A 25,932-nucleotide genomic window follows, 5' to 3' on the forward strand; every position below is an offset into this window, starting at 1 on the left:
GGTGGCCGCGCGATGATGCCCTGCCCTGTCGACAAGGACCTTCGGGATGCCTTCTTCGCTCCGCCTGCGCCGCCTGCTTTGCGGTGTCCTGCTCGCTGCCCTGCCCGCCACTGCGTTCGCCTGTGACGATGCGGATGCCGTGCGCGAGGCCGCGTATCGGCAGTTGCCGGCCGGCGCGCTGCCGGTCACGGCACGTTTCACCGATGCGGACAGCACGGCCTGCCGCGCGTGGCCCGCACAACCCGGCACGACCCTGCTGGCCGTCGCCCAATGGACCGCCCCCGCCTCGGAAGAGGCGCGCGGCGGCGACCTGGACCTGTTGCTGATCGATACCGCCAGTGGCAGGCCACTGGCCTGGACCCGCGTGGCCGACGCGGTCAGCAGTGATGCGCTGCGTTTTACCGGCCTGCGCCTGGATACGGCACGCTGGCAGCTGGACCCGGCCACCCGCGCGTTCGGCGTGCGCATGGACTACAGCGGCAGCTCAGGCCCCAACCCGTTCGCGCAGACCGAGCTGCAGTTGTTCGTACGCGAGGGCCGGCAGCTGCGCCGGGTGCTTGCCCCGCTGGCCGTCAGCGGCAGTCGCGGCGAATGGGATACGCGGTGCGCCGGCGAGTTCAGCCGCTTCGAGCGCACGCTGGAGATGGGCAGTGCCAATGCCGCTGGCCTGGCGCCGATCGTGGTGCGCGAAAAACGCACCGATACGATCAGCGTCGCCGCCGGTGATGACTGCCATGCCACCGACACGACGGCACCCGTACAGCGCTGGACACTGCAGCCCCGCGACGGTCGCTATGCCGTTCCGGAGGCGCTGCGCGGGCTTTGAAGGGCGGGCTTGGGCACCGCCATGACGGCTGTCACGTTCGCGTCATATGACAGACGCGGGCGTGTCATGGAACCGTTATGGAATGTGCACCGAAACGTCGGGCAGCCGCCCCTCGACCACCCCAGGAGTCTCTCCCGTGATCCACGCCTTCAAGTCGCGCGCCGCCGTCGCCATTCTGGCCGCGTCGTCCGTGTTCGCCGCCAACGCCGCCGATGTCACCGGCGCGGGCGCCTCGTTCATCTACCCGGTGATGTCCAAGTGGTCGGCCGACTACAGCACCGCTACCGGCAAGAAGGTCAACTACCAGTCGATCGGTTCCGGCGGTGGTATCGCCCAGATCAAGGCAGCGACCGTGGACTTCGGTTCGTCCGACGCGCCGCTGAAGCCGGAAGAGCTGGCTGCCGCCGGCCTGGCCCAGTTCCCGTCGGTGATCGGTGGCGTGGTGCCGGTGATCAACGTTGCTGGCGTCGCCCCCGGCGCGCTGAAGCTGGACGGCCCGACCCTGGCCAACATTTTCCTGGGCAAGATCACCACCTGGAACGACCCGGCCATCGCCGCCCTCAACAGTGGCCTGACCCTGCCCAGCGGCAAGATCACGATCGTTCATCGTTCGGACGGCTCGGGCACCACCTTCAACTTCGTCAACTACCTGTCCAAGGTCAGCCCGGAGTGGAAGAGCAAGGTCGGTGAAGGCACTTCGGTACAGTGGCCGGCCGGCATCGGCGGCAAGGGCAACGAAGGCGTTGCTGCCTACGTGAAGCAGATCAAGGGCGGCATCGGCTACGTCGAACTGTCCTACGCGCTGCAGAACAAGATGTCCTACGCGGCGATGAAGAACGCGGCCGGCAAGATCGTGCAGCCTTCGGACACCTCGTTCTCGGCCGCCGCGGCAAGCGCCGACTGGGCCAACGCCCGTGACTTCTACCTGGTGATGACCAACGCCCCGGGCGCTGATGCATGGCCGATCACCGCCACCAACTTCATCCTGGTGCGCAAGCAGCCGAAGAACGTGGCGGGCGCCAAGGCCACGCAGGAGTTCTTCCGCTGGGTCTACAAGAATGGCGATGCGCAGGCCAAGCAGCTGGACTACGTGCCGCTGCCGGACGCGCTGGTGCGCCAGATCGAGACCTACTGGACGCAGAACCTGAAGTACTGAGTTCGTTGCAAGGCGTTCCCCCGCAGGAACGGGGCCGGCGGGTCCTCTCTCCCCCGCCGGCCCCACCGGGCGCTGGATCCTTCTGGGTCCGGCGCTCTTCTTTTTTGCAGGGTTGGTCGTGAAAGGCGCTGCGCTTCCGTTGGTGAGTTGTTGCGGCGATGGGTCATGGAAGGCAGGAGCGGGGGCAACGGCTGCCCGGCCCTCCGCCGCGCCGGGGACCGCGCAGAAGCGCAGTTGGTGTCGTCAGCCGACCCGGCGGCCAACCGTGAATCCCGCGAAACCCTTGCCAGAACGTGATCCAGGACACCTCTGTCATGGACGTCATACGGCTGTAACAAAAACATCATTTCATAGCCGCATCCGCCGACACCGTCGGCTCTACCCCGCTATGGAGTGACCATGAAACTGCACTCGGCCAGCCTTGCCGCCCTTTCCCTGGCCATCGCCCTGGGCTTGTCTGCCTGCGGTGGCGACAAGCAGGCCGCTCAGCAGCCGGCCGCTGACGGCGCCGCTGCTCCGGCCGCTGCCGGCGACAAGGTGACCGCTGAGGTCTCCGGTGCTGGCGCCTCCTTCATCTTCCCGCTGGTGTCCAAGTGGTCGGCTGACTACAACACCGCCACCGGCGCCAAGATCAACTATCAGTCGATCGGTTCCGGTGGTGGCATCGCCCAGATCAAGGCCGGCACCGTCGATTTCGGTTCGTCCGACAAGCCGCTGAGCAGCGATGAGCTGGCCCAGGCCGGCCTGGCCCAGTTCCCGTCGGCCATCGGCGGCGTGGTGCCGGTGGTCAACATCGACGGCCTGGAAGCCGGCAAGCTGCGCCTCAGTGGCGCCCTGCTCGCCGACATCTTCCTGGGCAAGGTCAAGACCTGGAACGACCCGGCCATCGTCGCCGCCAACCCGGGCGTGACCCTGCCGGACGGCAAGATCACCATCGTCCACCGTTCGGATGGTTCGGGCACCACCTTCAACTTCTCCAACTACCTGTCCAAGGTCAGCCCGGAGTGGAAGAGCAAGGTCGGCGAAGGCACCTCGGTGCAGTGGCCGGACGGCGTGGGTGGCAAGGGCAATGAAGGCGTTGCTTCCTACGTGAAGCAGATCAAGGGTTCCATCGGCTACGTCGAACTGGCCTACGCCCTGCAGAACGCGATGCCCTACGCCTCGCTGCAGAACGCCGCCGGCACCTGGGTGCAGCCGAACGCTGAAACCTTCGCTGCCGCTGCCGCCAGCGCCGACTGGGCCAGCGCCAAGGACTTCAACCTGGTCATCACCAACGCACCGGGCGAGCAGGCGTGGCCGATCACCGCCACCAACTTCATGCTGATGCAGAAGAAGCCGAAGGATGCCAAGCGCAACCAGGATGCGCTGGCCTTCTTCAAGTGGGCCTTCGAAAGCGGCCAGACCCAGGCCAACGAACTGCACTACGTACCGCTGCCGGCCGAGCTGGTCAAGCAGATCGAAGCCTACTGGGCGACCGAACTGAAGTGATGGACCCGACGGTGCCCGCCACGTGCGGGCACCGTCTCCTGCACATCGTGCTGCCCCGCCCCTTCCTGGCCCTGCCGTCCCCATGAATGCCATCGCCCAGCCTGTAGCCGCCCCGTCCACGCGTGATACGCGTGATGCCCGCAACGACAAACTGTTCCGATGGGTGCTGGTCGGCACCGTCATCTTCGTCCTGATCGCGCTGGCCTGCGCCGCACTGTCGATGCTGTGGGGTGGTCGCCACGCCCTGCAGATGCAGGGCCTGAGCTTCTTCTTCTCCTCCGACTGGAATCCGGTCGAAAACAAGTTCGGCGCCCTCGCCCCCATCTACGGCACCCTGGTCACCGCGCTGATCGCGATGGTCATCGCCGTACCGGTCAGCTTCGGCATCGCCTTCTTCCTCACAGAAGTGGCACCGCGCTGGCTGCGTGGCCCGGTCGGCACCGCCATCGAACTGCTGGCGGGCATTCCCTCGATCATCTACGGCATGTGGGGCCTGTTCGTACTGGTGCCGGTGATGACCGAGTACGTCACCCCGTTCCTCAACGAAACCCTGGGCGAATGGCCGATCATCGGCCCGGTGTTCCAGGGCCCGCCGCTGGGCATCGGCATGCTCACCGCCGGCTTCGTGCTGGCGATCATGGTCATCCCGTTCATCTCCTCGGTGATGCGCGAAGTGTTCCTGACCGTGCCGACCCGCCTGAAGGAATCGGCCTACGCGCTGGGTTCCACCAAATGGGAAGTGAGCTGGGACATCGTGCTGCCCTACACCCGCTCGGCGGTGATCGGTGGCGTTTTCCTCGGCCTCGGCCGCGCACTGGGCGAGACGATGGCGGTGGCCTTCGTGATCGGCAACAGCGTGCGCCTGTCGCCGTCGCTGCTGGAACCGGGCACCACCATCGCCGCACTGATCGCCAACGACTTCGGCGAAGCCACTGAAACCTACCGCTCGGCGTTGCTGCTGCTCGGCTTCGTCCTCTTCATCGTCACCTTCGTGGTGCTCGCCATCGCCCGCCTGATGCTGATGCGCCTGTCCCGCAAGGAGGGCAACTGATGTCCAGCACCGCTGACTCCCTGTACCTGCGCCGCCGCATCGGCAACGTCATCGCCATCGCGATGTCCTGCGCCACTGCGCTGTTCGGCCTGTTCTTCCTCGGCTGGATCCTGTTCACCCTGGCCTCCAAGGGCCTGGCCGGCATCAACCTGGATCTGTTCACCAAGATGACACCGCCGCCGATGCAGGAAGGCGGCCTGGCCAATGCCTTCTTCGGCAGTGCGGTGATGTGTGCGCTGGCGATCGGCATCGGCACCCCGCTGGGTGTGCTGGCCGGCACCTGGCTGGCCGAGTACGGCAACGCCCGCAAGGCCGGCACCGTGGTCCGCTTCGTCAACGACATCCTGCTGTCGGCCCCGTCCATCGTGCTGGGCCTGTTCGTCTACACCCTGTACGTGATGCAGACCGGCGGCAGCTTCTCCGCCTTCGCCGGTGCACTGTCGCTGGCCTTCATCGTGCTGCCGGTGGTGGTGCGTACCACCGACGAGATGCTGCGCCTGGTGCCTTCGCAGATGCGCGAAGCCGCGCTTTCGCTGGGCATTCCGCAGTGGAAGGTGATCGTGCAGGTACTGTACCGCAGTGCCTCGGCCGGCATCATCACCGGCATCCTGCTGGCGCTGGCCCGCATTTCCGGCGAGACCGCACCGCTGCTGTTCACCGCCTTCGGCAACCAGTACTGGAACAGCAACGTGTTCCAGCCGATGGCCTCGGTGCCGGTGGTGATGAACCAGTTCGCCGGCAGCCCGTACGAATCCTGGCAGGTGCTGGCCTGGGCCGGCGCGCTGGTGCTGACCGTGTTCGTGCTGCTGGTCAGCCTCTCTGCGCGCGGCATCCTGCTGCGCAACCGTATCTCCCATGACTGACCTTTCCGTGGATACCGCCATGAACGACCTTTCCAACGCCGTGCCGATGCAGCGCATCGTCGTGCCGGCCTCGCACGAGAACCTGCACGCTCCGGCCCCGGTCAAGCTCGCCGCGCGTGGACTGGACTTCTACTACGACAAGTTCCACGCCCTGAAGGGCATCAACCTGGAGATCCCGGAAAAGCGCGTGACCGCGCTGATCGGTCCCTCCGGTTGCGGCAAGTCGACCCTGCTGCGCATCTTCAACCGCATCTACGCGCTGTACCCGAAGCTGGAAGCGCGCGGTGAGGTGATCCTCGACGGCGAGAACATCCTGTCGCCGAAGTACCCGATGAACCGCCTGCGCAGCAAGGTCGGCATGGTGTTCCAGAAGCCGGTGCCGTTCCCGATGACCATCTTCGAGAACGTGGCCTACGGCATCCGCCACCACGAGAAGCTGTCCAAGGCGGACATGGCCGACCGTGTCGAGCACGCGCTGCGCCAGGGCGCGTTGTGGGACGAAGTGAAGGACAAGCTCAACCAGAGCGCGCTGGGCCTGTCCGGTGGCCAGCAGCAGCGTCTGTGCATCGCCCGTGCCGTGGCCCTGCGCCCGTCGGTGCTGCTGCTGGACGAGCCGACCTCGGCGCTGGACCCGATCTCCACCAGCCGCATCGAGCAGCTGGTGGAAGAGCTCAAGCACGAGTACACCATCGTGATCGTCACCCACAACATGCAGCAGGCCGCGCGCGTGTCCGATTACACCGCCTTCATGTACCTGGGTGACCTGATCGAGCACGACCGCACCGAAGTGATCTTCTCGCAGCCGTCCAAGCAGCAGACCGAGGATTACATCACCGGCCGGTTCGGCTGATCGGCGCTGACGCTTCGCCACCTGTCCCAGCCAGGCGCGCCTGGCTCTACCTGGATTGCAGAACATGAACCTTCCCAACGACCACATCGTCAAAAGCTACGACGAAGAGCAGCAGCGCCTGGTGGCCGAGATCGTGCGCATGGGCGAGATGGCCGTCGCCCAGCTGGAGGCGTCGATGGACGTCATCGAGAAGCGCGATGAGAACGCCGCCCATCGCATCATCGCCAACGACGAAGCAATCGATTCGCTGGAACAGCAGATCAGCCACGACGTGATGCGCCTGGCGCTGCGTGGCCCGATGGCCCGCGACCTGCGCGAGATCCTCGCCGGCCTGCGCATTCCGGCTGATATCGAACGCATCGGCGACTACGCGGCCAACGTCGCCAAGCGCTCGATCGCGCTGGGCAAGGTGCCGCCGCTGCCGCAGATCCAGGGCCTGCGCGCCCTCGGCCGCCTGGCCGCACAGCAGGTCCGCCGCGCCATCGCCGCCTACCGCGACAACGACGCCGATGCCGCGCTGGAACTGCGCGAAGACGACGCCCGCCTGGATGCGCAGTACACCGCGCTGTTCCGCGAGCTGCTGACCTACATGATGGAAGACCCGCGCAACATCACCCCGTGCACCCACCTGCTGTTCATGGCCAAGAACCTGGAGCGCGTGGGCGACCATGCCACCAACATCGCCGAGAACGTGTGGTTCCTGGTGCACGGCGAACAGCCGCTGCCGCCGCGCCAGAAGCGCGACGAGACCTCCAGCGCGGGCGATATCTGATACTGCACTGCAACACCGGATTCGACTCCAGGGTGGCCGCTGTCCTCGCGACAGCGGCCTTTTTGTTGGCGCTGTAATACTTCTCACGAAAATTTGAATTCCCGGCGAGGATTCGTTGAGTAGGATCGCTGCACCATCGCTTCACCACGGGCACCCGCCCACCACCCAGGAGCACGACCGATGAGCACCTCCAACAAGACGCTGTCCCTGCTGACCGCCACCGCCCTGGCCGCAGGCCTCGGCATGACCGCCTCCGCCTCGGCCCTGAGCATGACCGATCTCGCCCAGGGCTACTTGGTGGCCGGCCAGGCGGCCAAGGCCACCGATGCGAAGGCGACCGATGCAAAATCCGCCGATGCGGCCAAGCATGCCGAAGGCAAGTGTGGCGCCGACGGCAAGAGTGCTGAAGGCAAGTGCGGCGGCGACAAGGGCAAGGCAGCGGCCGGTGCGGACACCAAGGCCAAGACCGGCGGTGACAAGAAGTCGGCCGAAGGCAAGTGCGGCGAAGGCAAGTGCGGTGGCAAGCACTGACGTCCGCGCCGGCGTCGTCCACCCGCGGTCGCCGCTTCCTGCGGCGGCCGTGGGCCTGGGCCTGCGCCGTGCCCTGCTGCAGGACCTGCGCGATGCACCGGCCGGCGATTTCGATTTCCTCGAATGCGCGCCGGAGAACTGGATCGGTGTCGGTGGTCCCGCGGGTGACGCGTTGGCCGAACTGGCGGCGCGCCATCCGCTGAGCTGCCACGGCCTGTCGTTGTCGCTGGGCGGCAGTGCCCCCCTGGATACCCAGCTGCTGGCGCAGGTGGGTGCGTTTCTGCACCAGCATCAAGTGCCGCTGTACAGCGAACACCTGAGCTACTGCAGCGACGAGGGCCACCTGTACGACCTGCTGCCGATTCCATTCACCGATGAAGCGGTACGCCACACCGCTGCCCGCATCGCCCGGGTGCAGGACATTCTCGGTCGCCGCATCGCCGTGGAAAACGTGTCGTACTACCTGGCGCCGGACCCGACGATGGACGAACTGGCCTTCACCACTGCCGTGCTGGCCGAGGCCGACTGCGATCTGCTGCTGGACGTCAACAACGTCTACGTCAATGCCTGCAACCACGGCTACGACGCCGATGCCTTCATCGCCGGCCTGCCCGCACAACGCATCGTCTGCCTGCACGTGGCCGGACACCTGGACGAGGCGCCGGACCTGAAGATCGACACCCACGGCAGCCCGGTGATCGACCCGGTGTGGGACCTGCTGGCACGCACCTACGCCCGCATCGGCCCACGCCCTACCCTGCTCGAACGCGACTTCAATTTCCCGCCCTACGCCGAGCTGCGGGGCGAACTGCAGACCATCCACCGCCTGCAGGCCGCGCATGCCGGAGCCGCCCATGGCTGACGCCCCCGAACGCCTGCGTGCGCAGCAGCACGCGTTCACCGCGCACCTGCGCGACCCGGCGCAGGTTCCGGCGCCGCCCGGCATGGACCCGCGTCGGGTGGCCGTGTACGAACGCCTGCTGTTCAACAATCTGTTGGGGTTGTTGAGCAATGGCTTCCCGGTCTGCGTGCGCCTTCTGGGCGAACCGTACTGGAGTGCACTGGTGCGCCACTATTTCGCCAGCCACCATTGCCACACCCCGTTGTTCACCGAACTGGCTGCCGAGTTCGTGCAGTGGCTGCAGGTGCAACCGGAGCTGCCGCATCCGGCGCTTGCCGAACTGGCCCACTACGAGTGGGTGGAGACCGCGCTGTACCAGCTGCAGGCCGATCCGCTGCCGGAACCGGGCGACATTGATCCGTTGCGGGTGCCGTTGCGCCGCTCGCCACTGGCCTGGCCACTGCTGTACCGCTGGCCGGTGCATCAGCTGGGTAGCGAAAATGCACCGTCGCAACCACCGGCAGAGCCCACCGGCCTGCTGGTGCGGCGCGATGCTGATGGCGCGGTGCGATTTGCCACCCTGACCAGCCTCGCAGTGCATCTGCTGACCCTGATCGGCGAGTCCCCCGGGGCCACCGGCCAACAACAGCTGCAGCAACTGGCCGCCCTGCACCACCTCGATCCCGGGACATTGGCCGCCCCTGGCGCGCAACTGCTGCAGCAGTTCCTGCGTGCTGGCGTGATCGGTCCGCTCCCCGCTTCACCCTGACGCCCCTTCCAGGAGAAACACCGATGAAGACCCCGACCCTGGCCGCCGCACGCGGCCAGCTGGACCGTTTCGCCCCGTGGTTGGCCCCGCTTGGCCTGCGCCTGCTGCTTGCCTGGGAATTCTTCGAATCCGGGCGCGAGAAGCTGCACGGGCAGAACTGGTTCGCCGATCTGCAGGATGCTTTCCCGTTTCCGTTCGACCAGCTGCCCGCTGCGCTGAACTGGCAATTGGCCACCTGGTTCGAACTGGTGGGCGCAGCGTGCCTGCTGTTGGGCTTCGGCACCCGCTTTGCCGCCGCCAGCCTGCTGGTGCTGACAGCTGTGGCAACGTACGCGGTGCACTGGCCCGCCGAATGGAGCTCGCTGGGCGATCTGGCGATGGGCTATGCGATCAGCGATCAGGGCTTTGGCAACTTCAAACTGCCACTGCTGTTCATGGCGATGCTACTGCCGCTGCTGTTCACCGGTGCTGGGCGCCTGAGCGTGGATGCCGTGCTGGCGCGCTGGTATCCGTCGGGCCCCACGGCGCGGCCTGTGCTCCGGTAGACGCCGTCCTTGGTCGGCGCGCAGGGTGCCAACCAAGGTTGGCACCTACCAGGATCCCAGCGCCCTTGTCGGCGCACGCCGCGCGGTCCGGTAGATGCCGTCCTTGGTCGGTGCACGTCGCGCGGTCCGGTAGATGCCGACCTTGGTCGGCGCGCAGGGTGCCAACCAAGGTTGGCACCTACCTGGATCCCGGGCGACGTGGTCGGCGCACGCGGCGCGGTCCGGTAGATGCCGACCTTGGTCGGCGCGCAGGGTACCAACCAAGGCTGGCACCTACCGGGATCCCGGGCGCTCAGGGTCGCTCTGCTAGAATTCGTACATGACCGACCCCACTTCCGCACCTGCCGCCCTCCCTGTTTCCGACGTACCCCAGGCGCAGCGCGCGATGTCACAACGCTTCCGCGGCTTCCTACCGGTGGTGGTGGATGTTGAAACCGGCGGCTTCGACAGCCAGCGCAACGCGCTGCTGGAAATCGCCGCCGTGCCGATCGAGATGGACGAGAACGGCCTGCTCTACCCCGGCCAGACCGCCAGCGCCCACGTGGTGCCGGCCGAGGGACTGGAGATCGACCCGAAGTCGCTGGAAGTGACCGGCATCATCCTCGACCATCCGTTCCGGCTGGCCAAGGAAGAGAAGGCGGCGTTGGACCACGTCTTCACTCCGGTGCGTGCAGCGATGAAGAAGTACGGCTGCCAGCGCGCGATCCTGGTCGGCCACAACGCGCATTTCGATCTCGGCTTCGTCAATGCCGCGGTGGCCCGTACCGGGCACAAGCGCAACCCGTTCCACCCCTTCAGCGTGTTCGACACGGTCACCTTGGCGGGCATTGCCTATGGCCAGACGGTGCTGGCACGCGCAGCCACGGCGGCCGGGCTGGGCTGGGACGCCAACGAGGCGCACAGCGCGGTGTATGACACCGAGCAGACGGCGCGGTTGTTCTGCACGATCGCCAACGCCTGGCCGCGGTGAAGCAGCCAACGGCGAAGCCCCTCGTGGCGGGCTGACAGCGATTCCTGGGCAGGCCGGGCGGGTGGACTGCGCAGGGGACGCTGCAAGTACATCCCTGTAAGCTCGGTCGCCGCATGCTCGTGTGCGCTGTCCTACGCACACGGCAAGACCGGGGTTGTGCGTCCTGCCCAACCCGCCCGAGGCGTGCCTCGGGCCCATGCGGCTCACGCCCCTGCGCAGCCCACCCGCCCGGCCACGGACAATTTCCCGGGCGCCACGGAAAGATCAGAAAAGCGGGAGCAACAGCGGGTCGCTGCGCTCGATGGGTGCCGACTGTTGGTACGGCAATGCGGGTCGATCCACGCCATGCGTGGATGCTTTGCATTGGATCAACCGATGCTCGTGCGATCCCTGCCGTCACTCTTCGCACGGTACAACGCGCGGTCGGCGCGCTGGTACAGCAGTGCCGGGGTGCGGTCGTCGCCGTCCAGTTCCACCAGGCCGGCGCTGAAGGTCACCCGCAGGCCGGGGATGCCGGCCCAGTCCGGGTGGTCATGGAACAAGCCACGCAGGCGCGCGCACAGCTGCGCCGCTTCCTCCAGCCGGGTGTCATTGAGCAGCAGCGCGAATTCTTCGCCGCCGGTGCGTGCCGGCAGGTCCGAATCGCGGCTGGCGGCGGCGATCACCTGGGCCACTTCCACCAGTACCGCATCACCGATGCTGTGGCTGTGCTGGTCGTTGACGTCCTTGAAGTGGTCGATGTCCAGCACCACCAGGCACAGCGGATGGCCGCTGCGCTGGGCACGGGCGAAGTCGCGGGCCAGCGCCTCGTCGAAGCCGCGACGGTTGGCCAGCCGGGTCAGCGCATCTTCGCGGGCCTGCCGTTCGAACGCCTCGGCCTGCCGCGCCAGGCGCTCGGCCAGCTCGGTCTTCTCCTGGTTCAGCGCCTGCAGGTGCACGGTCTGCGCCTGCAGGTCGAAGGTGGCCTCGTCCACGCGCCGTGCCAGGCGCAGGTTGCTGGCCTTGTACTGCTGCAGCAGGAAGCGGTACAGCGCCACCAGCGCGGACAGCAGCACCAGCCCGATCAGCGCCTGCACGCTGTGCCGCTGCCACCAGAAAGGCTCGACCGTGAAGCTCCACACCGCTTCCTGATGCCCCCAACTGCCCCCCGGGTGTGCGGCGGCCACGTGCAGCGTGTAATCACCCGGCGGCAGGCCGACGAATTCCACGCTGCGCTGCGGGCCACGTTCCACCCAGCCGTTGTCCAGCCCTTCCAGCCGTGTGCGGTAGCGGATGCGGTCGGACATCAGGTAGCTCAGGCCCACGTAGCTCACCGCAAGCCGTCGCCCACCGGGAATCAGGTTGCGCTCGGGGCCTTCCCAGTGCACCGGCGCACCGTCGACCTGTACGTTCTCGATTGCCGCAGGCGGTGCGGGACGCTCACGGAAACGCTGCAGCCGCTGCGGATCGACCGTGCTCAAACCGCCCGCGGTCACCACCCAGAAGGTGCCGTCCTGGCGCAGGATCGCCGAGGGACCGGAGCTGCCGTTGGCCTGCGCATTGGCCATGCCGTCGATCTCGTTGTAACGCTCCACCGTGACCCGCGGCGCGCGTCCGTCGGCCACGGCGTTGAGCGTGGCCATGTCGGTGCGCAGTACTCCGCGGTTGCTGCTGATCCACACATTGCCCAGTCGGTCGGGCACCAACTGGAACACCGCATCCACCGGCATGCCCTGCTCCAGGCCCACCCGTGCCAACGTCCCCGCCTGCCAGCGATACAGCCCACGATCACTGCTGATCCACATCGCATCGCCGATCTGGTGGAAGCCGAACACGCTGCGGCCACCGCCCAGCGGCGCCAGGTCGATCGACTGCACCCGGTCACCGCGCAGCACGCGGACGCCTTCGATGGTGCCGATCCACAGATTTCCCTGGTGATCGTGTTCCAGCGCGGTGGTCAGGCCTCCCGGCATGCCGGGAACCATGGGCACGGTTACCTTGTCACCTTCGATACGGACCACGCCCTTCTGCGTTCCCGCCCAGACCACGCCGTCAGGCGCGATGCTGATCGCACGGATGTTGCCGCCGGGCAGGCCATCGGCCGCCGCGTAGTTGTGGCGAAGCCGTCCATCGGCGTGCAACCGGTAGATGCCGTCGCCGAAGGTGCCCACCCACAGATCGCCGCCGGAATCCTGGGCCAGGCTCAGTACCGAAGGCGCCTTGCCACCACGGTTGTGCAGCGGTATCGCACGGAATCGACCGTCGGCAGTCTGCAGGTCCAGGCCGCTGGCGCTGCCCACCCACAGGTGACGGTCCCGGTCTTCAAGCACCGTGCGCACGTAGTCGCCGCTGAGGCCGTCGCGTTCGGTGTAGCTGCTGAACAGGGTTTCGCGCAGGCGGTACAGGCCGCCATTGGCACCCACCCAGATGCTGCCCTCGGCGTCTTCGCGCAGGCTGACCACGCGCCCGCCGGGCAGGTTCAGGCCCGCCGGCAGGCGCTCCAGGCCATGTGCCGAGATGCGCAGCAGCCCTTGGTTCTCGGTGCCCAGCCACAGGTCGCCATGGCGGTCCTGCAGCATGGCGGTCAAGTGCAACTGGCCAGGCAGCCGGTGCACCAGCACCAGGCGATCGTCCTCCTCCCGGTACAGGCGCTCGCCCGCGACAATCCACAGCGCGCCATCGGGTGCGCGATAGGGCCAAGACAGCCCCTTGTCCACGCCCCACGCCGCCGGCGCGCGCTGCAGTACGCCGTCGTTGTCGCGCAGCACCAGTCCGTCAAGAGTGCCGATCCAGACCCGGTCCTGCGCATCGACCGCCATCTTGGTGAAACTCATCGCCAGCGGCAGGTCCGGCGGCGGGCGCTGGTAGACGATGCCCTTGTCCGGGGTCAGATAGCCGATGCCCTTGCCCTCGTACAACAGCCACAGGCGCCCTTGGCTGTCCATCTGCATGGACTGGATCAGCACCTGCGGCGTATCCGGTTGATGTTCCCAGACCCGCCACTGGCCGTCGCTGCCGCGGTGGCTGACATTGCCGCGCGAATCGCTGATCCACAGACCGCCCTGCGGGTCGACCAGCAGCGCGCCAATGCCGTTGTCGCGCAGCCCCGGCCGGGTGCTGCGGTCGAACACGGTGAAATCCAGGCCGTTGTAGCGCACCAGGCCTTCCCAGGTGGCGAACCACAGGTGGCCTTCCGGGGTCTGCGCGATGTCGCGCAGCGAGTTGTGCGGCAGACCATTGCGCGAGGTCCACACGTCGATGGCGTAGTCGCGCAACGGCGGCGCGCCACTCTGCGCGGCCAGTGGCGTGGCAATCGCCAGCAACAGCCACAGCAGACCCACCTGCAGCAGGCGACCGATGTTCTCCGCGTGGCGCCCCGCCCGGCGCCTGCCCGCCCCCTGCCCGCCCATCAGCGCAGCGGCGGCGGCCAGCTGCGGATGCCGGTGGCGGCAGCAGACGCGAACAGGGACAGCCGCACCGCGCAGGGCGGCATGCCGGCAGGAACAGGCGGGCTCATCGGACGAAGAATGGGGAAGTACGCAGATGATAGGGCAAACCCTGTCACCGGCGTCACCGCGCCCGGGCAGCCCGGCGCAACCGGGCCGGGTCCGGGATCGATGCCGCTAGCGCGCCTCGGCGCTGGTCGACCACTGCACCACCGCTTCCAGCCCACCTTCGGGGCGGTTGCGCAACCACAGTCGGCCCCCGTCCTTCTCCGCCAGCGCCCGGGCGATGGTCAGGCCCAGGCCGGCACCGCCGGTCTCGCGCGAACGGGATGTCTCCACCCGCACGAACGGGTCGAACACGGCTTCCAGCTGGTCATCGGCCAGCCCGGGGCCATCATCGGCGATGACCACCGTGATCGTGCCCTCGCCGCGCTCGACACGTACCCGGGCGCGTTGCGCATACATCACCGCGTTGTCCACCAGGTTGGAGAACAAACGATGCATCGCCAGCGGGCGCAGCATCAGCACCGCGCCGCTGCGGCCTTCAAAGACAACGTCGGCGCCGTCCTCGGCGGTGTCCTCGACGATGCTCCCCAGCAGTGAATCCAGATCCAGCGCGGCGCGCTGTTCGGCACTCTCCGCACTCCGGGCCAGTTCCAGCCCCTCGCGTACCAGTGCCTGCATCGCAGCCAGGTCGCCGATCAGGCGCTCGCGCAGGGTCTCGTCGGTCACGTTTTCCAGGCGCAGGCGCAGCCGGGTCAGCGGCGTCTGCAGGTCGTGGGTGATCGCCGCCAGCATCTGCGTACGTTCGGCCAGGTGGCGCTGCAGCCGATGCTGCATGGCATTGAAGGCTTCGGCGGCGCGCTGCACCTCACGCGGCCCGCGCAGCGGCAAAGGTGCCCGCTGCAGGTCATCGCCCAGGTCCTCGGCGGCGGCCGCCAGTTCCTGCAACGGCGCACTGGCCATGCGTGCCACCACGTACGCCAGCACGGCAATGGCCAGCACCAGCAGGGTCAGGAACAGCGGGTCCACGGCGAGGATGCCGTTGTGCGCGATCGCCGGCGAATCCAGTGCGAGCTTCAGCAACGTGCCGTCATTGAGCACCACGTCCACCGCCCGGCACTTGGGTGGAATGAAGGTGGGATCGCGTTCGTGTGGCGGCTTGCGGTGGCCCGGTGGCGGTGGCGGCAGCAGGTCCTGCAGCTTGGGAATGCACGAACGGAACGAGGCAAAGTGCACGTGCGCCCGTGACACCGGGCCCGGGCGGTCCTCCAATACTTCCATCAGCGCCTTGTCGGCCCGCCCGATGCGCGCGCCGGGCTGCAGTGCCCGCACGCTGGGGCCACCTACTTCCAGCAGCCGCTCGCGCAGCTCCGGGTTGCCGTCCAGCAGGTTGATGTAGCCCTGCAGGCGGTCGGCGATGCGGTTCAGGTTCTGCCGCTCGAATTCCTGCTGCCGCTTGGAACTGGCCAGCATGGTCGCACCGATCGCGGCCACGCTCATGCCCAGCAGCAGGATCACGAACAGCCGTCCGACCATCGAGGACAGGAAGTGGCGCAGGCGCTTCATCGCGGCTTATTCCAGGTTGACGGCCGAGGCCAGCACATAGCCTTCGTTGCGCACGGTCTTGATCAGGCCATCGGGGCCACCGTCATCGGCCAGCTTGTTGCGCAGGCGGCTGACCTGCAGGTCGATGGCGCGGTCCTGCGCTTCGTAGTTGCGGCCGCTGCTGAGGGCCACCAGCTGCTCGCGCGAGAGCACCTTGTTGGCATGGGCGATGAACACCCGCAGCAGGCGGAATTCGGCGCCGGACAGCACCACCACGCGCCCGTCCGGATCGACCAGGTGGCGATGCTCCAGGTCGAAGATCCAGCGCGAGAAACGCGCACGGCGCACCGCCAACGGTTCCAGGTTGGCCGGCAGCGCTTCGGTACGGCGCAGCACGTTGCGGATGCGCGCCAGCAGTTCGCGCGGTTCGAATGGCTTGGCCAGGTAGTCGTCGGCGCCCATTTCCAGACCGAGCACGCGGTCGATCGGCTCGGCGCGCGCGGTGAGCATGATCACCGGCGTGTTCGAGCGCGCGCGAAGGTCGCGGCACAGGGTCAGGCCATCCTCGCGCGGCAGGTTGAGGTCGAGCACGATCAGGTCCACGTGTTCGCGTTCCAGCAGCTGGCGCATGCTGGTGCCATCGGCGGCGGTGCTGACCTGGTAGCCGGCACGGCCGAGCTGCTCGGCCAGCAGGGTGCGGATATCGTTGTCGTCATCGACGATCAGCAAACGGTGCATCGGGTTTTCAGTCTCCATGTCGCGAATCATCCCGTGTCGGCAGCTGAACCGCATCCAGGCCAATGCGTACCACTGTATCCCCCGCAGTGCGGGATACCTGCCGATACGCAGTCTCGCAGACAGTGTTACATAGAGACACACCCCGAGGATTGAGCGCAGCATCGCTCGATCTTCACAATGCCCACCAACGCCGCCGCTGCGGCCCCCAGAGTGAAGCCGCCACGTGATCTCCCGCCTGTTGCCCGCGACCCGCAAGGGTCGCCTGATGTTGATCGCCCTGATTGTCCTGATCGCCGCTGTATCCGCCTGGTGGCTGCTGCGCAAGCCTGCCGCACCGGCGCTGGCGACCACCCCGGTCAGCCGCGGCGACATCGAGCAGACGGTGGAAGCCACCGGCGTGATCGACGCCTACAAGCTGGTCAGCGTCGGTGCGCAGGCCTCTGGCCAGATCAAGTCGCTGAAGGTGCAGCTGGGCGATACGGTGAAGGAAGGCGACCTGATCGCCGAGATCGACGCCACCACCCAGCAGAACCAGGTGCTCAACGCGCAGGCCTCGCTGGACCAGGTGACCGCGCAGCGCGCAGTGCAGCAGGCCACCCTGCGCCAGGCCGAACTGGAGTTCGCACGCCAGCAGCAGATGCTGGCTGCCGAAGCCACCTCGCGCCAGGAATACGACGCCGCCGAGGCCCAGCTGAAGACCGCGCGTGCGCAGCTACAGTCCTACGAAGCGCAGATCAAGGGTCGCGAAACCGAGCTGGGCACTGCCCGTGCCAACCTGGCCTATACCCGCATCGTCGCGCCGATGGACGGCACCGTGGTGGCGGTGGTGGCCGAGGAAGGCCGCACGGTGAACGCCAACCAGACCGCGCCGACCATCGTGATGCTGGCACGGCTGGACGTGGTGACCGTCAATGCCGAGGTGTCCGAGGCCGACGTGGTCAAGATCAAGGCCGGCATGCCGGTGTACTTCACCACGCTGGGCGACCCGGACCGCAAGTACCACGCCACGCTGCGGCAGATCAATCCGGCACCGGCATCGATCGCCAACGAAAGCTCGTCCAGTTCCAGCAGCTCGTCCAGTTCCAGCTCCAGCAGCGCGGTCTACTACAACGCGTTGTTCGACGTCGAAAACCCCGATGGCACCCTGCGCATCGACATGACCGCACAGGTATCGGTGCTGCTCAAGCAGGCCAAGGGCGTGCTGATGGTGCCGGCCGTGGCACTGGGACCGAAGTCGCGCGATGGCGAGCGCATCGTGCGGGTGGTCGATGACAAAGGCCAACCGCAGCCGCGCAAGATCAAGGTCGGCATCAACAACGGCGCCAACGTCGAGGTCCTGTCCGGCCTGAAGGAAGGCGAGCGCGTGGTGGTCGGCGAAGGCGGCGCTGCGGCAGCCGCGGGCGGCGGCAACCGTGGCGGCATGCAGATGCGGGTCGGCGGCCCGGGCATGGGGCGCCGATGAGCATGACGGCGCCACTGCTGCGCCTGCGCGACCTGCGACGCGAATTCCCTGCCGGCGAGGATGTCATCGCCGTGCTGCGCGACGTCAACCTGGACATCCATGCCGGCGAGATGGTGGCGATCGTCGGCCAGTCCGGTTCGGGCAAGTCCACGTTGATGAACATCCTGGGCTGCCTGGACCGCCCTACCCGTGGCAGCTACCAGGTGGCGGGCCGCGAGACCGGAAAAATGGCGCCTGACGAGCTGGCCGAGCTGCGCCGCGAGCACTTCGGTTTCATCTTCCAGCGCTACCACCTGCTGGGCGATCTCGACGCACGCGGCAATGTGGCCGTGCCGGCGGTCTATGCCGGCAGCCCCGGCCCGGTGCGCACCGCGCGTGCCGAGCAGCTGCTGCAGCGGCTGGGCCTGGCCGACCGCATGCACCACAAACCCGGGCAGCTGTCCGGTGGCCAGCAGCAGCGCGTGTCGATCGCACGCGCGTTGATGAACGGTGGCGAGGTGATCCTGGCCGACGAACCGACCGGCGCCCTGGACACGAAATCCGGCGAAGAGGTGATGGCCATCCTCGGCGAACTGCATGCCGAAGGCCACACCATCATCATCGTCACCCACGACATGAGCGTGGCCGAGCACGCACAGCGCATCATCGAGATCCGCGACGGCGAGATCATCGCCGACCGTGCCAATCCGGCCGCGCCCAGCTACCGTGCGCAACGCGAGCCGAGCGCTGGCGTGGCCCATGGCAGCAGCTGGCAGGCCGCCCGCGACCGCTTCACCGAAGCGTTCCGGATGGCCCTGCTGGCGATGAACGCCCATCGCCTGCGCACCTTCCTGACCATGCTCGGCATCATCATCGGTATCGCTTCGGTGGTCTCGGTGGTGGCACTGGGCAACGGTTCGCAGCAGCAGATCCTGCAGAACATCAGCGCGCTGGGTACCAACACCATCGACGTCTACCCCGGTCGCGGCTTCGGCGACATGCGTTCGGCGCGGGTGCAGACCCTCAAGGCCAGCGATGCCGATGCCCTGTCGCGGCAGAGCTACGTCGACAGCGCCACCCCCAGCGTGTCCAGTTCGGTCACCGCGCGCTACCGCAACCAGTCGGCCACCGCGCAGATCAGCGGCGTCGGCGAGCAGTACTTCCGGGTGAAGGGCGTGAGCCTGCTCAGCGGCAGCTTCTTCGACACCGACGCGGTGAAAGGGCTGGGCCAGGTGGCGGTGATCGATGAGAACACCCGGACCCAGTTCTTCCCCGACAGCGACCCGATCGGCCAGGTGATCCTGCTTGGCAACGTGCCGGTGCGCGTGGTCGGCGTGGCCAAGAAGCAGAGCTTCGGTTTCGGCGGCAGCACCAGCCTGAGCGTGTTCGTGCCCTACACCACGGTGATGTCGCGCATGCTTGGGCAGAGCCACGTTTCCAGCATCACCGTGCGGGTGAACGATGAAACGCCGATGGATGCGGCACAGGAAGCGATCACCCGGCTGCTGACCATGCGCCACGGCACCGAGGACTTCTTCCTCAGCAACAGCGCCGAGATCCGCGACACCATCGAACAGACCACGCGCACGATGACCCTGCTGATCGGCGCCATTGCCGCCATCGCGCTGCTGGTCGGTGGCATCGGCGTGATGAACATCATGCTGGTCTCGGTGACCGAGCGCACCCGCGAGATCGGCGTGCGCATGGCGGTGGGGGCGCGGCAGAGCGACATCCGCCAGCAGTTCCTGATCGAAGCGGTGCTGGTGTGCCTGCTCGGCGGTTTGCTCGGCATCGGCCTGGCATTGCTGATGGGCGTGTTGATCGGCCGGTTCGCCAGTGATTTCCAGGTGCTGTTCTCCACCGCTTCCATCATTGCCGCCTTCGCCTGCTCGACCCTGATCGGCGTGGCGTTCGGCTTCCTGCCGGCACGCAGTGCCGCCCAGCTCGACCCGGTGGAGGCCCTGGCCCGCGAATGAAGATGATGACCCGACTGCCCTTCCCCGCTCCCTCGCGCCTGCTGCTGTCCGGCGCCGTGCTGCTTGCACTCTCCGCCTGCGCTTCCGTAGGCCGCTATCCGGTCGAAGACCCCAGCGTTGCCGCCACCTATGGTCGTGGCGATGCGACCCTCAACGCGCCGGCCGACGACCCACGCAGTGGCCTGGACACCCCGGCCCGCGACATCCGCCAGGACAGCTGGTGGACCGGCTTCGGCGACGAGCGCCTCGACCGCCTCGTCGCGCAGGCGCTTGCCGCCAACAGCGACCTCGGTGCGGCCGGCTTGGCGGTGCAACGTGCACGCCTGCAGGCCGGGCTGGCCAGCAACGCGCTGTGGCCGCAACCTTCGTCGTCCGGCGTGAGCGGAAGCGGCAGCCGCGCCACCGACCAGGCCGACGACTGGCGCCGCAGCTATTCCACCGGCGTGTCGCTGGGGTGGGAGATCGATCTGTGGGGCCGCCTGCGCACCCAGCGCGACATCGCCCGCTGGGAGGCCAACGCCAGCGAAGAAGACCGGCAGAACACCGCCCTGCTGGTGATCGGCGATGTCATCAACCAGTACTGGGCACTGGCCTACCTCAACCAGTCCATCGCCACCGGCCAAGCCAACCTTGAGCGGCTGCAGCGCACGCACGAACTGGTGCAGGCGCGCTTCGATGCCGGTGCGGTTTCGCGCCTGGAAGTACGCCAGGCACTGCAGAACCTGCAGTCGCAGCGTTCGGCGCAGAGCGCGCTGGAACAACAGCGGGTGGAAGTGCGCAACGCGCTGACCGTGCTGCTGGATGGCACGCCGTGGCCACAGCAGGACGAACCGCAGAACCTGCTGGAGGCGCAGAGCCCGAGCATTGCCGAAGGCCTGCCCGCCGACCTGCTCGGCCGGCGGCCCGACCTGCGCGCGGCCGAACTGCGGCTGCGCAACAGCCTGAAGACGATCCGGGTAACCGCCACCCAGTACTACCCGGCACTGAGTCTTACCGGCAGCCTGGGTTCCAGCGCCACCTCGCTGGGCGATGTGCTGCGCAATCCGGTGGCGACGCTGGGAGCCGGGCTGTCGCTGCCCTTCCTCAACCTGCAGCGCGCGCAGCTGGATACGGACGTGGCCGGCACCAACTACCAGATCGCCGCCACCAACTTCCGCAAGACGCTGTACACCGCGCTGTCGGAGGTGGACAACGCCTTGTCCGCACGCGAGCAGCTGCTGCGCCAGGTGACCGCGTCGCAGGCGTCCTATGATGAAGCGGTGGAAGTGGAGCGTGCGCAGGAAGTGCGCTATCGCGTGGGCGCCACCGATCTGCGCACCTGGCTGGAAGCGCAGCAGACCCGGCGCGACGCGGAACTGTCACTGGCACGGGTGCGGCAGAGCCAGTTGAACAACGACGTGACGCTGTTCAAGGCGCTGGGAGGCAGTGCGGGGTAAGCGCGATGCGGGGCTGCGCCCCGCACCCGCAGAGGCAACGACAACAGCGCGGTTTCTGCAGGATCGCCGGGGTGCCGTGGATGTGCGGGGACGCCGTGAACCCATCCCTGGGGCTTGGTCTCCGCATCCATGCGGCTCACACCCTGCACACCCACGGCACCCCGGCTCATACAGTTCCGCGAGAGCTGAAAGTAGATCCACGCCATGCGTGGATTGGGGTCCGGCAGAAAATAGGGGCAGATCCCTTTCCCAAGGGAAAGGAATCTGACCCGGATCACGCTGCGGCGATGCCGATCAACCCCGCTGGCGCACGACCTCGAACAGGCTGACACCGGCAGCAACCGAAACGTTCAGGCTCTCGATCTCGCCCGGCATCGGAATCTTGACCAGGCCATCGCAGTTTTCGCGGGTCAGGCGGCGCAGGCCGTCGGCTTCGCCGCCCAGCACCAGGGCGATGTTGCCCTTCAGGTCCAGCTGGTACAGCGACGCAGTCGCCTCACCGGCCAGGCCGTAGATCCACACGCCCTGCTTCTGCAGGTCCTTCAGGCAGCGCGACAAGTTGGTCACCGCCACCACCGGGATGCGGTCGGCAGCGCCGGCCGAGGTCTTGCGCACGGTGGCATTGACCGTGGCTGACTTGTCCTTGGGAACGATCACGGCGGTGGCGCCGGCAGCGGCAGCCGAGCGCAGGCAGGCGCCGAGGTTGTGCGGGTCCTGCACCTCGTCCAGCACCAGCAGCAGGGCCTTGCCTTCCGCAGCGGTTACCAGGCCTTCCAGCTCGTTCTCGTTGTAGGTGCGGGCGGCGGCATAGCGTGCAGCCACGCCCTGGTGGCGCACCGAACCGCCCACGCCGTCCAGCGCCTGGCTGTTGACCTTGCGCACGTCGATGCCCTTGCGGCGGGCGTTTTCCTCGATTTCGACCAGGCGCGGGTTCTTCGCACCGGCCTCGACCAGCACTTCGCGGACGTTCTCGGCGTCGTTCTCGATGGAGGAGGCGACGGCGTTGACGCCGACGATCCACTGGCTGTTCTTGCTCATGCGGGCAGGACCGGAAAGGGGGTGGCTATGGTAGAGCATCAGGGGCGGCCGCGCTTCGCGCTCGCCGGGCATGGCCCGGCGCTACCCGCCGTTCACCCCTCGGCCGAACGGCTGCGCGGTGGCCAGTGCGGGGTGTCGTGGTCGGGGTGCTGGTGGGAAACGACCGTGGCCAGGAATTCCAGCGCGGCCATGTCCTGTTCCGTACGGCGTGCCGGCAGCCGGCCAAGCCCATCGACGAAGGGCAGCTTGCGCTCGACGCCGTACTGAAGGGTCGGCGGCAGTCGTTCAGGCTGGTCGAACGCACCGGCGGCCACCGCCAAGCCATCGGGGGCCTCATAGGTCAACGGCGTGCCGCAGTCGGCGCAGAAGCCGCGCCGCACTACGTTGGACGACTGGAAATAGCGCGGTTGGCCACGGGTCCAGCTGAACTGCACACCGCGCACCGACACCAGCGGCGCGTAGTAGGCGCCGAAGGCCTTCTGGCACATCCGGCAGTGGCAGATCGAGCTGTCGGTCAGCTCGCCCCGCGCCTGGAAGCGGATCGCGCCGCACTGGCAGCCGCCGCTGTATTCGGGTTGGCCCTGCATTGCTGTATTCCTCCGGAACATCGTGCCAACCAAGGTCGACACCTACCGATGGGAACGTGCCGCCCGGGACCGGCGCCTACCGGGATGGGCGGCGCCGGCGTGGTGGGTGCCGACCGTTGGTCGGCACAGCTTTCAATACTTCTTCTTCGCGCGCTTGGCCGGCTTGCCGCGCTCGGGCAGCGGGGCCGCGCCTGCTTCCTCTTCCTCGCCCTTGTGCTCGACCAGGCGGAAGTCGATCTTGCGTTCTTCCATGCTGGCCTTCAGCACCAGGATGCGCACCTGGTCACCCAGCCGGTAACTGCTGCCGCGGCGCTCGCCGGTCAGCGTCTTGCGGGTCGCGTCGAACTTGTAATAGTCCTGCGGCAACTGGGTCACGTGCACCAGGCCCTGCACCTTCGAGTCGGCCAACTCCACGAACAGGCCAAAGCTGGTCACGCCGCTGATCACGCCGTCGAACTGGCCACCGACGTGTTTTTCCATCCACGCCGCGCGGTAACGCTCATCCACTTCGCGTTCGGCCTCATCGGCGCGACGCTCACGCTCGGAACACTGCAGTGCCAGTGCTGCCATCTCGCGGGCGGTGTAGGTGAACTTGTCCAGCGGCTTGCCCGACAGCGCATGCTTGATCGCACGGTGTACCAGCAGATCCGGGTAACGACGGATCGGCGAGGTGAAGTGCGCGTACGCCTCCAGCGCCAGGCCGAAGTGGCCGTTGTTGTCCGGGCTGTACACGGCCAGGCTCTGGCTGCGCAGCAGCACCGATTCCAGCAGCGTGGCATCGGGACGGTCGCGGATCTTCTTCAGCAGCTTGGTGTAATCGCCAGGGCGCACCTTCGACCACGGCGGCAGGCTCAGCTTGAACTCCTTGAGGAATTCCAGCAGATCGGCGTACTTGGTCTCCGGCGGCTTCTCGTGCACGCGGTAAGGCGCCGGCACATGGCGCGACAGCAGGTACTTGGCCGCCTCCACGTTGGCCGCGATCATGCATTCCTCGATCAGCTTGTGCGCATCGTTGCGCACCAGCATGCCGGCCTGGGTGACTTCGCCGCGGTTGTCGAGTACGAAGCGGACTTCACTGCTTTCAAACTCGATCGCGCCACGCTTGCTGCGCGCCTTGGACAGCACCTTGTACAGCTGGTGCAAGCGCTGCACCTGCGGAAGCAGGTCACCGATGAAGGCCTTGGCACCGGCATCGTCCTCGCCCACCGCCTGCCACACCTGGGTGTAGGTCAGGCGCGCGTGCGAATTCATCACCGCCTCGTAGAAGCGCGAGTGGGTGACGACGCCTTCGCGGTCGATCTGCATGTCGCAGACGAAGCACATGCGGTCGACCTTCGGCATCAGCGAGCAGATACCGTTGGACAGCGTTTCCGGCAGCATCGGCACCACGAAGCCCGGGAAGTACACCGAGGTGGCGCGCTTCTGTGCTTCATCGTCCAGCGGCGTGCCGGGACGGACATAGTTGGAGACATCGGCAATGGCCACCACCAGGCGGAAGCCATCAGCGTTGGGCTCGCAGTACACCGCGTCGTCGAAGTCCTTGGCGTCCTCGCCATCGATGGTCACCAGCGGCGTGCTGCGCAGGTCGACGCGGCCGCCGATCATCGCCGGCTCGACCACCAGCGGTACCGAGGCGGCTTCGTCCAGCACCTCCTGCGGGAACTCGAACGGCAGCTCGTGGCCGTGGATCGCGGTTTCCACCACCAGCGAGGCAGTCAGCTTGTCGCCGAGCACGGCGATGATGCGACCGATCGGCGGACGGCGGCTGTCCGGTGCCTGGGTCAGTTCGCAGACGACCAGCTGGCCATCGTTCGCGCCGCCGGTCTGGTCCGGCGGTACCTGCACGTTGCGCTGGATGCGCTTGTCATCGGGCACTACGTAGTTGATGCCCATTTCGACGCTGAAGCGGCCGATCAGGCGCGTCATGCCGCGCTCGAGCACGCGGGCGATGCTGCCTTCGCGACGGCCGCGGTGGTCAATGCCAGTGACACGTGCCAGCACCTTGTCGCCGTGCATCACCTTGCGCATTTCATAGGGCGGCAGGAACAGATCGTCACCGCCCTCGACCGGGCGCAGGAAGCCGAACCCTTCCGGATTGGCGATCACCACGCCGGTGACCAGGTTCAACGCCTGGATGGGCGCGAAGCCGCCGCGGCGGTTCTGCACCAGTTGGCCGTCGCGGACCATGGCGCCGAGCCGGCGCGACAGCGCTTCGGCACGGTCCGGTGCGGTCAGGCCCAGGCGCGCGCCGAGTTCCTCAGCCGTCTGTGGCCCTTCGCAGCGTTCCAGCAGGGCCAAGATGGCCTCGCGGCTGGCGATGGGTTGTTCGTACTTTTCCGCTTCGCGGGACGCATAGGGATCGTCGATCACCTTGCCCGTCGGCGGCAGCTTGCGGCCCGGCGCCGGACCCGGCGGCTCGGCGTTGCGGCGGCCACGTCCTGGAGGCGGTGCACCGCCTTCGGCCAGTGCGGGGAGCCAGCCCGGCAACGGCTTGCCCGGCTTGTTGTTGCGGGCAGTGCCCTGCTTGGTGCCCTTGTTGGGGGCTTCACTGCGGGACTTGCTCCCGCCCTTGCTTGGTTTTTTGGTAGTCATCGCCCTCCATGGTAGCCGCTGTGGGCGTGCAGAACGGGTCAGCAAACACGTTGAAGAACCCCCATTAAGAATTTTCAGGAAATCGTTGACAGGCCCCGGGTTCATCTTCACAATTGCGCCTCTGGAACGCCCAGATGGCGGAATTGGTAGACGCACTAGTTTCAGGTACTAGCGGGTAAAACCGTGGAGGTTCGAGTCCTCTTCTGGGCACCAACGAAAAAACTCCTCGCTTCGGCGGGGATTTTTTTTGCCTGAAATCCGGCTGCCACACCCATCCACGCATGGCGTGGATCTACTGAGCGCGTTGGACGCAGGAATTTCAGAAGGGTGTTGACACTTCCGTCACGGCACCCCATAATTCTCCTCCTCGACGCCCAGGTGGCGGAATTGGTAGACGCACTAGCTTCAGGTGCTAGCGGGGGCAACTTCGTGGAGGTTCGAGTCCTCTCCTGGGCACCATGTCGAGAATGAAAAACACCCGCGAAAGCG

Annotated in this window: 21 protein-coding genes and 2 tRNA genes; 17 read left to right on the plus strand and 6 right to left on the minus strand. The window is 67.1% G+C overall.

Annotated elements, in window-relative coordinates; all coding sequences use genetic code 11:
• The first annotated feature begins 46 nt into the window (after positions 1-46).
• The 12 genes from AC1DKR_RS12720 to rnt all read left to right on the plus strand — a co-directional run bounded on the left by AC1DKR_RS12720 (position 47) and on the right by rnt (position 10,662).
• Positions 47-826: a PA3715 family protein gene (locus AC1DKR_RS12720; RefSeq protein ID WP_478033144.1), complete on the plus strand. Its 780-nt coding sequence runs from the start codon at positions 47-49 to the stop codon at positions 824-826.
• Between the two features lie 136 nt (positions 827-962).
• Entirely contained in the window at positions 963-1,982 is a 1,020-nt protein-coding gene (gene pstS / locus AC1DKR_RS12725) for a phosphate ABC transporter substrate-binding protein PstS (protein ID WP_312109970.1), read from the plus strand.
• A 399-nt stretch (positions 1,983-2,381) separates the two neighbouring features.
• Complete coding sequence (pstS, locus tag AC1DKR_RS12730) at positions 2,382-3,470, plus strand: phosphate ABC transporter substrate-binding protein PstS (RefSeq protein WP_180164220.1); 1,089 nt, start codon at positions 2,382-2,384, stop codon at positions 3,468-3,470.
• Between the two features lie 82 nt (positions 3,471-3,552).
• Complete coding sequence (gene pstC, locus AC1DKR_RS12735) at positions 3,553-4,521, plus strand: phosphate ABC transporter permease subunit PstC (RefSeq protein ID WP_025875378.1); 969 nt, start codon at positions 3,553-3,555, stop codon at positions 4,519-4,521.
• Positions 4,521-5,384: a phosphate ABC transporter permease PstA gene (gene pstA, locus AC1DKR_RS12740; RefSeq protein WP_032951813.1), complete on the plus strand. Its 864-nt coding sequence runs from the start codon at positions 4,521-4,523 to the stop codon at positions 5,382-5,384. The genes pstC and pstA overlap by 1 nt, the downstream gene beginning before the upstream one ends.
• 19 nt (positions 5,385-5,403) lie before the next feature.
• Complete coding sequence (gene pstB, locus AC1DKR_RS12745; RefSeq protein ID WP_025875381.1) at positions 5,404-6,234, plus strand: phosphate ABC transporter ATP-binding protein PstB; 831 nt, start codon at positions 5,404-5,406, stop codon at positions 6,232-6,234.
• A gap of 64 nt (positions 6,235-6,298) precedes the next feature.
• The gene (phoU, locus tag AC1DKR_RS12750; protein WP_025875384.1) at positions 6,299-7,006 is read left to right on the plus strand and encodes a phosphate signaling complex protein PhoU; all 708 of its coding nucleotides are present in this window, start codon (positions 6,299-6,301) and stop codon (positions 7,004-7,006) included.
• Positions 7,007-7,186: 180 nt separating this feature from the next.
• Positions 7,187-7,537, plus strand: coding sequence for an HvfA family oxazolone/thioamide-modified RiPP metallophore (locus AC1DKR_RS12755; RefSeq protein WP_025875386.1), 351 nt, complete (start codon positions 7,187-7,189; stop codon positions 7,535-7,537).
• Positions 7,524-8,399 carry an HvfB family MNIO-type RiPP peptide maturase gene (locus tag AC1DKR_RS12760; protein WP_099783427.1) on the plus strand — a complete coding sequence of 292 codons (876 nt, stop codon included), beginning with the start codon at positions 7,524-7,526 and terminating at the stop codon, positions 8,397-8,399. The genes AC1DKR_RS12755 and AC1DKR_RS12760 overlap by 14 nt, the downstream gene beginning before the upstream one ends.
• Positions 8,392-9,147 (plus strand): HvfC family RiPP maturation protein, encoded by a 756-nt coding sequence (locus AC1DKR_RS12765; protein WP_478033153.1) that lies wholly within the window; start codon positions 8,392-8,394, stop codon positions 9,145-9,147. Before AC1DKR_RS12760 ends, AC1DKR_RS12765 begins: the two co-directional genes overlap by 8 nt.
• Positions 9,148-9,170: 23 nt before the next feature.
• Positions 9,171-9,692 (plus strand): HvfX family Cu-binding RiPP maturation protein, encoded by a 522-nt coding sequence (locus AC1DKR_RS12770; RefSeq protein WP_088100407.1) that lies wholly within the window; start codon positions 9,171-9,173, stop codon positions 9,690-9,692.
• Between the two features lie 385 nt (positions 9,693-10,077).
• A complete protein-coding gene (gene rnt, locus AC1DKR_RS12775; RefSeq protein ID WP_032951815.1) occupies positions 10,078-10,662 on the plus strand; it encodes a ribonuclease T in 585 nt (194 codons plus the stop codon).
• Positions 10,663-11,030: 368 nt separating this feature from the next.
• Here rnt and AC1DKR_RS12780 read toward each other — a convergent pair whose 3' ends face one another.
• The 3 genes from AC1DKR_RS12780 to AC1DKR_RS12790 form a co-directional block, all read right to left on the minus strand.
• Positions 11,031-14,051: a two-component regulator propeller domain-containing protein gene (locus AC1DKR_RS12780; protein ID WP_478033159.1), complete on the minus strand. Its 3,021-nt coding sequence runs from the start codon at positions 14,049-14,051 to the stop codon at positions 11,031-11,033.
• Between the two features lie 213 nt (positions 14,052-14,264).
• A complete protein-coding gene (locus tag AC1DKR_RS12785) occupies positions 14,265-15,656 on the minus strand; it encodes an ATP-binding protein (RefSeq protein WP_478033162.1) in 1,392 nt (463 codons plus the stop codon).
• A 6-nt stretch (positions 15,657-15,662) separates the two neighbouring features.
• Positions 15,663-16,391, minus strand: a complete 729-nt coding sequence (locus tag AC1DKR_RS12790) for a response regulator (RefSeq protein ID WP_025875399.1) — start codon at positions 16,389-16,391, stop codon at positions 15,663-15,665.
• Between the two features lie 205 nt (positions 16,392-16,596).
• Here AC1DKR_RS12790 and AC1DKR_RS12795 point away from each other — a divergent pair, with 205 nt between their 5' ends.
• From AC1DKR_RS12795 to AC1DKR_RS12805, 3 genes are read left to right on the plus strand one after another with little or no spacing between them, the layout of a single operon-like run.
• Positions 16,597-17,835: an efflux RND transporter periplasmic adaptor subunit gene (locus AC1DKR_RS12795; RefSeq protein WP_025875401.1), complete on the plus strand. Its 1,239-nt coding sequence runs from the start codon at positions 16,597-16,599 to the stop codon at positions 17,833-17,835.
• Positions 17,832-19,790 (plus strand): MacB family efflux pump subunit, encoded by a 1,959-nt coding sequence (locus AC1DKR_RS12800; RefSeq protein ID WP_032975817.1) that lies wholly within the window; start codon positions 17,832-17,834, stop codon positions 19,788-19,790. The genes AC1DKR_RS12795 and AC1DKR_RS12800 overlap by 4 nt, the downstream gene beginning before the upstream one ends.
• Positions 19,787-21,226, plus strand: a complete 1,440-nt coding sequence (locus AC1DKR_RS12805; protein WP_478033168.1) for an efflux transporter outer membrane subunit — start codon at positions 19,787-19,789, stop codon at positions 21,224-21,226. The genes AC1DKR_RS12800 and AC1DKR_RS12805 overlap by 4 nt, the downstream gene beginning before the upstream one ends.
• A 294-nt stretch (positions 21,227-21,520) precedes the next feature.
• Here the strand turns inward: AC1DKR_RS12805 and rlmB are convergent, their stop codons facing one another.
• From rlmB to rnr, 3 genes are all read right to left on the minus strand, one after another.
• A complete protein-coding gene (gene rlmB, locus AC1DKR_RS12810; protein WP_478033171.1) occupies positions 21,521-22,264 on the minus strand; it encodes a 23S rRNA (guanosine(2251)-2'-O)-methyltransferase RlmB in 744 nt (247 codons plus the stop codon).
• A 92-nt stretch (positions 22,265-22,356) separates the two neighbouring features.
• Positions 22,357-22,851: a GFA family protein gene (locus AC1DKR_RS12815; protein ID WP_478033174.1), complete on the minus strand. Its 495-nt coding sequence runs from the start codon at positions 22,849-22,851 to the stop codon at positions 22,357-22,359.
• A 132-nt stretch (positions 22,852-22,983) separates the two neighbouring features.
• Positions 22,984-25,443 (minus strand): ribonuclease R, encoded by a 2,460-nt coding sequence (gene rnr, locus AC1DKR_RS12820; RefSeq protein ID WP_478033177.1) that lies wholly within the window; start codon positions 25,441-25,443, stop codon positions 22,984-22,986.
• Between the two features lie 128 nt (positions 25,444-25,571).
• Here rnr and AC1DKR_RS12825 point away from each other — a divergent pair.
• A tRNA-Leu gene (locus AC1DKR_RS12825) sits at positions 25,572-25,656 on the plus strand.
• A 159-nt stretch (positions 25,657-25,815) separates the two neighbouring features.
• A tRNA-Leu gene (locus AC1DKR_RS12830) sits at positions 25,816-25,902 on the plus strand.
• Positions 25,903-25,932 lie beyond the last annotated feature (30 nt).

The sequence above is a fragment of the Stenotrophomonas sp. 01N47 genome, assembly GCF_056399165.1.

What these genes read in the sequence shown, in the direction of transcription:
- AC1DKR_RS12720 (WP_478033144.1), top strand. Translation starts at nt 47, where the DNA reads ATGCCTTCTTCGCTCCGCCTGCGCCGCCTGCTTTGCGGTGTCCTGCTC.
- pstS (WP_180164220.1), top strand. Translation starts at nt 2,382, where the DNA reads ATGAAACTGCACTCGGCCAGCCTTGCCGCCCTTTCCCTGGCCATCGCC.
- pstC (WP_025875378.1), top strand. Translation starts at nt 3,553, where the DNA reads ATGAATGCCATCGCCCAGCCTGTAGCCGCCCCGTCCACGCGTGATACG.
- pstA (WP_032951813.1), top strand. Translation starts at nt 4,521, where the DNA reads ATGTCCAGCACCGCTGACTCCCTGTACCTGCGCCGCCGCATCGGCAAC.
- pstB (WP_025875381.1), top strand. Translation starts at nt 5,404, where the DNA reads ATGAACGACCTTTCCAACGCCGTGCCGATGCAGCGCATCGTCGTGCCG.
- phoU (WP_025875384.1), top strand. Translation starts at nt 6,299, where the DNA reads ATGAACCTTCCCAACGACCACATCGTCAAAAGCTACGACGAAGAGCAG.
- AC1DKR_RS12755 (WP_025875386.1), top strand. Translation starts at nt 7,187, where the DNA reads ATGAGCACCTCCAACAAGACGCTGTCCCTGCTGACCGCCACCGCCCTG.
- AC1DKR_RS12765 (WP_478033153.1), top strand. Translation starts at nt 8,392, where the DNA reads ATGGCTGACGCCCCCGAACGCCTGCGTGCGCAGCAGCACGCGTTCACC.
- AC1DKR_RS12770 (WP_088100407.1), top strand. Translation starts at nt 9,171, where the DNA reads ATGAAGACCCCGACCCTGGCCGCCGCACGCGGCCAGCTGGACCGTTTC.
- rnt (WP_032951815.1), top strand. Translation starts at nt 10,078, where the DNA reads ATGTCACAACGCTTCCGCGGCTTCCTACCGGTGGTGGTGGATGTTGAA.
- AC1DKR_RS12780 (WP_478033159.1), bottom strand. Translation starts at nt 14,051, where the DNA reads ATGGGCGGGCAGGGGGCGGGCAGGCGCCGGGCGGGGCGCCACGCGGAG.
- AC1DKR_RS12785 (WP_478033162.1), bottom strand. Translation starts at nt 15,656, where the DNA reads ATGAAGCGCCTGCGCCACTTCCTGTCCTCGATGGTCGGACGGCTGTTC.
- AC1DKR_RS12790 (WP_025875399.1), bottom strand. Translation starts at nt 16,391, where the DNA reads ATGGAGACTGAAAACCCGATGCACCGTTTGCTGATCGTCGATGACGAC.
- AC1DKR_RS12800 (WP_032975817.1), top strand. Translation starts at nt 17,832, where the DNA reads ATGAGCATGACGGCGCCACTGCTGCGCCTGCGCGACCTGCGACGCGAA.
- AC1DKR_RS12805 (WP_478033168.1), top strand. Translation starts at nt 19,787, where the DNA reads ATGAAGATGATGACCCGACTGCCCTTCCCCGCTCCCTCGCGCCTGCTG.
- rlmB (WP_478033171.1), bottom strand. Translation starts at nt 22,264, where the DNA reads ATGAGCAAGAACAGCCAGTGGATCGTCGGCGTCAACGCCGTCGCCTCC.
- AC1DKR_RS12815 (WP_478033174.1), bottom strand. Translation starts at nt 22,851, where the DNA reads ATGCAGGGCCAACCCGAATACAGCGGCGGCTGCCAGTGCGGCGCGATC.
- rnr (WP_478033177.1), bottom strand. Translation starts at nt 25,443, where the DNA reads ATGACTACCAAAAAACCAAGCAAGGGCGGGAGCAAGTCCCGCAGTGAA.